The organism is Gilliamella sp. Fer4-1, assembly GCF_001690515.1.
Lineage (GTDB): Bacteria > Pseudomonadota > Gammaproteobacteria > Enterobacterales > Orbaceae > Gilliamella > Gilliamella apicola_C.
Window position 1 is genome coordinate 1 of the sequence record NZ_LZGZ01000103.1, and the last position, 6,389, is coordinate 6,389.

Below are 6,389 nucleotides of genomic sequence, written 5' to 3' on the forward strand. Positions count from 1 at the left end.
TTCAGTTAGGCAACGACAAAAAAGCGCTAAAGTAGAAAATCCGCTTTCAAATATTCAACAAAATACTTTTTTTAAAGTTATTTTTTCAGATAATCTTTCACTTGAACAGAAAGTAGAAGAAGTCACTCATATTTTAGAATTTACTGATAATAAAGAAGCTGATAGAGCCAAAATTCAAGAATTTGATACATTTAAAGAATATCTACAATCCATTTCAGAAGAGATGTCTAAACAGCGCATCGAAATGACTGATACCGAAGTGTTTGCTGAGTTACAGCGGGTATATTCTGACTTTAATAATGACCTTAATGACTTTATTGAAAAAATTAAACCACTTACTGAACTTACAGACGCACTGTATAACTTACGCCAAAATGGTGAGACTCGAAATGCTTTAGCGCAAATAAAAGCGGATCAACAATGGGATGAAGAAAAGATAGCGCAACAAGCAAGTGTACAAAGCGAAATTACTAGTATTGAAGAGAAAATAACTAATTTGCAAAAAGAAATCGTTTTGTTACAAAATGATAGGAAATTTTTTGGTTTAGGAAAAATTAAAGTTGCATCACAAGCTAAAATCACTGTTAATGAGGAAACTATTGTACAGTTACAACAGCAAATACAAAATAAACAAAAAGAATTAAGTGATATTCAGATAGAAATTGCACAACGCCACGAACAACGCAAGGATTCAATCGATGTTGAAAAACTAAAGGAGTTACTGAACCTAACTTCAGAACAGCATACATTACGCCAAGCTGATATGGTTGAATCGGCATTAAAATTTGTTAATCAAGGCAAAGAACGTTTTGGTGCAATTCGTAATCACCTTGAAAAAATGGTTAAACAAATAGAAGGGCTTAGCGATAATAATGGCAATATGATACAAATTTATGCCATTATGAACGAAGCGACTAAAAAAGTTGAGAAAGTTCACCGTGAACGTAGAGAAGAGCTTGAGCATAAAGATGTTGGCGACAACCTATTAGAATCAATGAAGCTTGATGAAGCTAGACGCAATTTAGATGAACATATCGATACTGTATCAACAGCAACGGTTGATACCATGCAAACCTATGGTGAATTAACAACTGAAGCCATTAAAATTCGCAATATGCAAGCTGCAACCAAAAAACAAGTTGAAAGTGCCAGAGCAATGCATTCACGAGGAATTGCATCGGTTGCTTCACAACTTAGTGTTGTGGTTACTGCTGTTAACTCAGCAGCAATTAATGAGGCGCAATCTATGGCAGGTAATACTTTAGCTGAAATGACACGAGTAACAAATGACATAGCTAAAAATGAAGCCATCCGAATTGCAACTGGTCGTGATGAAATTAATAATGATTTAGAAGCGATGTTACAGAACTTAGCAGAATTTGGTGACACCCAAAAAGAAGCTACTGAAATTACACGTTCAGCATTAGAAACAATGCGAGCAAATTTAGAAGAAATTGAAAGAATGTCTAAAGATGTTCAAATTGATACGCGAGAATTTATTGCTGTGACAGGTGATGTTTTATCAGAAAAATCTGAGAATAAAAAAGAGAGCTCGCAAACTGCCTCTCCCTTTAAACTATAATAAAGGAATGCACAATGTATTTAGTTAGAGGGCGTGAATATTTAGCGCAATACCCTAATTTTACTTTAGTGGGTCGGGAACATGATTTAGAAAGAATATCATCTATTCTTATACGAAAATCATCAAATTCACTTTTGCTAACAGGTCCTGCTGGTGTCGGTGTTTCAATGATTACCCTTGGTTTGCAAGCAGCTAAAAACAGTCCAGATACACCGTTTGATTTGATTGTAAAAAAACTGTTTTGGTTAAATTGTGATGCGCTTTTTTCTAGTGGTGATAGCGCTAAGATAAACAATGAGTTTCAAAGTATTTTAAAAAAGCTAATGCAAACTCCAGAATCCGTATTGATTATTACTGATACGGCTAATTTTTTAGAAGCAGCACATAATACTGGCAATGCTCATTTTATCAATGCATTAAATAACGCAGACAAAGCAAATAATTTCCAAGTTATTTTAGAAGTCCGCGATGATAAATTGAGTAATGTATTAAAAGCCAGCACAAACATGCCAGAGCTTTACACTCTTTATGATGTTAAAGAGCCGATTGGGGATGATTTAAGATCGATCGTTTCTAGTGTTGCTAAAGAGCTATCTGCATACCATAAAATTGAAGTTGATGAAGATGCTGTTGAAGAAGCGATACATTTAACCAGTAAGTATCGAGATAGTTTAGGTTTAGGTGGAGCACAACCGCAACGAGCGATTGCTTTACTTGATCGTGCGCTTGCAAGTTATCGTCAACTTACGCATAAACAGCATCCTAAAATAATTGAGCTAATGAATAAGATAGCCAAAAGTACCAATGAAACAGAAAAGCAAGATTTGCAACAACAACTTGAACAATGGCAACAAGATTGGCAAGAATTAAAGTCAGAAATCAATAAAACTTACCAATATCAACGTGAGGCCGAAACATTACGCTTTAAATTGCAAGATGAGATCAGCCAATTGCAAGAAGAAGAGGATAATAATAAAAATTTGGAATCAACAACAATAAAAACCTTTGCACAGCTAACAGCTGGTGGATTTGACTCACCGGCTGTTACCAAATTAAAGGAAAAGATTCGACAGATTGATGCAGAAATAGTACAAAATAACGAACAACACCAAAAATTGGTTATGTTAGCTAACAAAGATTTACGGCTTAACCGTCAAGAAGTTATCACTGAATTTAGCAAAGTTTCGGGAATACCTACAAACAAACTAGATGAAAATGAAGTTGAAAACTTGATTAATTTAGAGGCAAATTTGTTATCGAGAATTTTTGGTCAAGATAATATTGTTAAACATGTCGCTAATTCGGTGAAAGTCGCTAAAGTCGATGCGCTAGAAGAATCAGGCCCAGCAATGTCTTACCTATTTTTAGGCCCATCTGGTGTAGGTAAAACTGAGATGGCTAAAGCCTTAGCGCAATATGTCTATGGTGATGAAAAATCATTGGTACGTTTTGATATGTCTGAATACATGGAAAAACATGCTGTTGCTAAATTGATTGGTGCGCCACCAGGATATGAAGGATTTGAAGCTGGAGGCATTTTGACAAACTCTGTTAGAGCAAAACCAGTTGGAATCTATCTATTTGATGAGATTGAAAAAGCACATCCTGATGTATTTAATATCTTTTTACAGATTTTATCGGATGGACGATTAACTGATAATGTCGGTCGAACAGTCGATTTTTCTGATATTATGATTATTATGACTTCAAATATCGGGCAACCTTATTATTTAGATCCAAACCTTTCTGATGAAGCTGCATGTGAATTGGCAACAAATGACCTGAATAACACTTATCGTTCAGAACTACTTAATCGTTTTAACGGACGAGAAAATATTCTCCATTTCAAACGTTTGCCAATGGTCGTTATCGAGCGGATTATTCGCCGTGAAATTGACAAGTTGAATCAAGCATATCAACCTCGAGGTTTTTCTGTAGAAATATCTGATTCTTGCATAAGCTCATTTTGTCATGATCACTACGATTTAATTCGTGGTGCGAGAGGATTACCTGGTTATATTAAAGCAAATATTAGACCAGTTATCGTCAATCATATTTTGCAAAATCCTCATGACAAAGGTGCCTTTAAAGCGGTCTATAATCAACAGGATCGTAGCTTTGATATGACATTTTGTAAAATTTAAAAAGATTTAAATAGAAGTATTTTCCATAAACTGTTACCTCTAATAGGTAACAGTTTAGTTTAAAGTTAACTAAATTGGTTTCAATCTTATCTATTAGATACTTTAACGTGATAAATGCTATTATGATAGTCCTGTTTGAAAAGCTAAGCGATGTTACTAGATGAAAAAAAAGTGAAAGTCTAATTAGATAAATGTTGATAAAGCGTAATTGTGCCAATCATAATAAGCGCTAAACCACCTAAAAATTCTGCTCGTTTACCAATTAAACATCCTAATTTATTACCTAATAATAATCCAATCGTTACCATTAAACAGGTTGCTATGCCAATCATTGTTGCAGCCCAATAAATATTCACGCTTGCTAACGCTAATCCAATACCAACAGCAAATGCATCTATACTGGTTGAAATAGCTGTAAAAATTAGTATTAGAAAGGATTTTTTTGATGATGTTTCTTTATCCTCTAGGCAATCTTCATCAGTTTTTTTAAAGCTATTGTAAATCATGTTAATACCTAAAAATAACATGACAGTAAAAACAACCCAGTGATCCCATTGTTCGATATATTTCAGTGCAATATAGCCAACTAACCAGCCGAGGAGTGGTGTAATAGCTTCAACAACACCAAATAAAATACCGACTTTGAGTGCACCTAAAAATGGGGTTGATTTAAGCGAAACCCCGCGGCATACAGCGACAGCAAAGGCATCGGTCGACATAGCCAGTGCTAATAATAAAATAGCCCAAAAACTCATGATATCTTCTTTATACTTAAAATTATAATGATGATGTTATTACGGTTTAAATAATAATATTTTACAGCTTACTATTTTGTGACTGAAAACAAATAATTGGCAACTTTCATATCGCCCTTTTTCTGATAAATCTCAGCTATTTTTTTCACATTATCACGCCGATTTGCGTCGTATTGAAAAAGTTGCTTAAACATTAACTCAGCAGTTTTTTTATCATTATTTTGGATAGCACAATATCCATATTGTTCATAGGTATCAGCTTTCCAACGGTGGCGATCTAAATCAAGACTTTGCTTAAATTGTTGCTGTGCTTCTTGGTAACGATCTCGCCCGCATAAAAAAGAGCCGTAATGCACATGATATAATCCATTACCAGGTTGCATAAAAATAATGCGCTTATAGATCATCTCGGCTTCCTCGTATTCACCAACATGTTGATCAAACATTGCCATTGCTAGCATAATTTGTGGGTTATTTGGTGAATATTGTGCCGCTAATTTGAGGTTATAATGCGCTGCTTTGACATTAGCTTCCGATCCATTTGCTTTGGCAAGATAGCCTAACCCAAGGCGCATTCTTGCTAAAGCGGCCTTTTCTGGATCAAATTCATCGCTGTTTTTGATTTGACAACCAGATAAAATGATCAGAGCAAAACAGTTTAATATCAAGCTTCTTTTCATCAACTTCCCCTTTTTGCTGTTTTTTTCCTTTATAATGTTTGTTGCACCAAGCTTTGTTTTTTATACAGCGTTCTTTTGGTACGATCAACAACTTCACCAGCTAATTGACCACATGCGGCATCAATGTCGTCACCGCGCGTTTTTCGAACAATTACAGTAAAACCATATCCCATCAATGTTTTCATAAATCGATCGATACGCGAATTAGAGCAACGAGAATAAGGCGCACCAGGAAACGGATTCCAAGGAATTAAGTTAATTTTACTTGGTACATTTTTTAGGAATTTAGCAAGTTCGTGTGCGTGTTCAACACCGTCATTAACTTGATTAAGTAATACATATTCGATAGTAACTTTTCCATGATTCGCATTTGAACAAGAAAGGTAACGTAAAATTGAATCACGCAACATAGTCATATTGTATTTTTCATTAATTGGCATGATTTCACTGCGAATAGTATCGTTAGGCGCATGAAGTGATATCGCCAGTGCCACATCAATCATACCAGCGAGCTTATCTAAAGCAGGAACAACCCCTGAGGTGGATAGTGTTACACGCCTTTTTGACAAACCATAGCCAAAATCATCTAGCATAATTTCCATCGCGGGCACTACATTAGATAAATTAAGTAACGGCTCTCCCATCCCCATCATAACGACGTTGGTAATTGGTCTATCCGCCAGTTTGCCTGTTACACCAATAGCATTTGATGCGCGCCATACTTGACCAATAATTTCAGAAACGGTTAAGTTTCGGTTAAATCCTTGTTGTGCGGTAGAACAGAATTTACATTCTAATGCACAACCAACTTGTGATGAAACACATAATGTTGCACGATCTCGTTCTGGAATATAAACCGACTCAATCATTTGGTTATTGCCCACATCAAGTGCCCATTTAATTGTGCCGTCTGATGAGCGTTGCTCCATTGCAATCATTGGCGCTTTAATTTCAGCTAACGTTTTTAGTTGCTCACGTAACTTTTTATTGATATCGGTCATTTGATCGAAATCATCTATCCCAAAATGATAGATCCATTTCATCACTTGATCAGCTCTAAATGGTTTTTCGCCTAGTGAAATAAAAAACGCTCTTAATTGTTGGCGTGTAAAATTGAGTAAGTTTACTTTTTCTTTACTTGGGTTCATTGTGGTTAGATTTATTGAGTTTGAAGTATCTGATAAATTTACAGACATATTTGACGTACATAGTGTTGACATAAGGCCTC

5 protein-coding genes are annotated in these 6,389 nt (G+C 35.3%); 2 read left to right on the forward strand and 3 right to left on the reverse strand.

The window, feature by feature from the left end:
- A partial coding sequence (locus tag A9G30_RS12880) for a hypothetical protein (protein WP_176700836.1) occupies window positions 1–1,582 on the forward strand: 1,582 nt, incomplete at its 5' end.
- A gap of 14 nt (window positions 1,583–1,596) precedes the next feature.
- A complete protein-coding gene (locus tag A9G30_RS03870; RefSeq protein ID WP_065588116.1) occupies window positions 1,597–3,726 on the forward strand; it encodes an AAA family ATPase in 2,130 nt (709 codons plus the stop codon).
- Window positions 3,727–3,905: 179 nt separating this feature from the next.
- Here A9G30_RS03870 and A9G30_RS03875 read toward each other — a convergent pair whose 3' ends face one another.
- From A9G30_RS03875 to A9G30_RS03885, 3 genes are all read right to left on the reverse strand, one after another.
- The gene (locus A9G30_RS03875; RefSeq protein WP_065581533.1) at window positions 3,906–4,481 is read right to left on the reverse strand and encodes a manganese efflux pump MntP; all 576 of its coding nucleotides are present in this window, start codon (window positions 4,479–4,481) and stop codon (window positions 3,906–3,908) included.
- A gap of 71 nt (window positions 4,482–4,552) precedes the next feature.
- A complete protein-coding gene (locus tag A9G30_RS03880; protein ID WP_065581532.1) occupies window positions 4,553–5,161 on the reverse strand; it encodes a hypothetical protein in 609 nt (202 codons plus the stop codon).
- Between the two features lie 29 nt (window positions 5,162–5,190).
- On the reverse strand, window positions 5,191–6,309 hold the full coding sequence (locus A9G30_RS03885) for a bifunctional tRNA (adenosine(37)-C2)-methyltransferase TrmG/ribosomal RNA large subunit methyltransferase RlmN (RefSeq protein ID WP_442903442.1): 1,119 nt from the start codon (window positions 6,307–6,309) through the stop codon (window positions 5,191–5,193).
- Window positions 6,310–6,389: the final 80 nt, after the last annotated feature.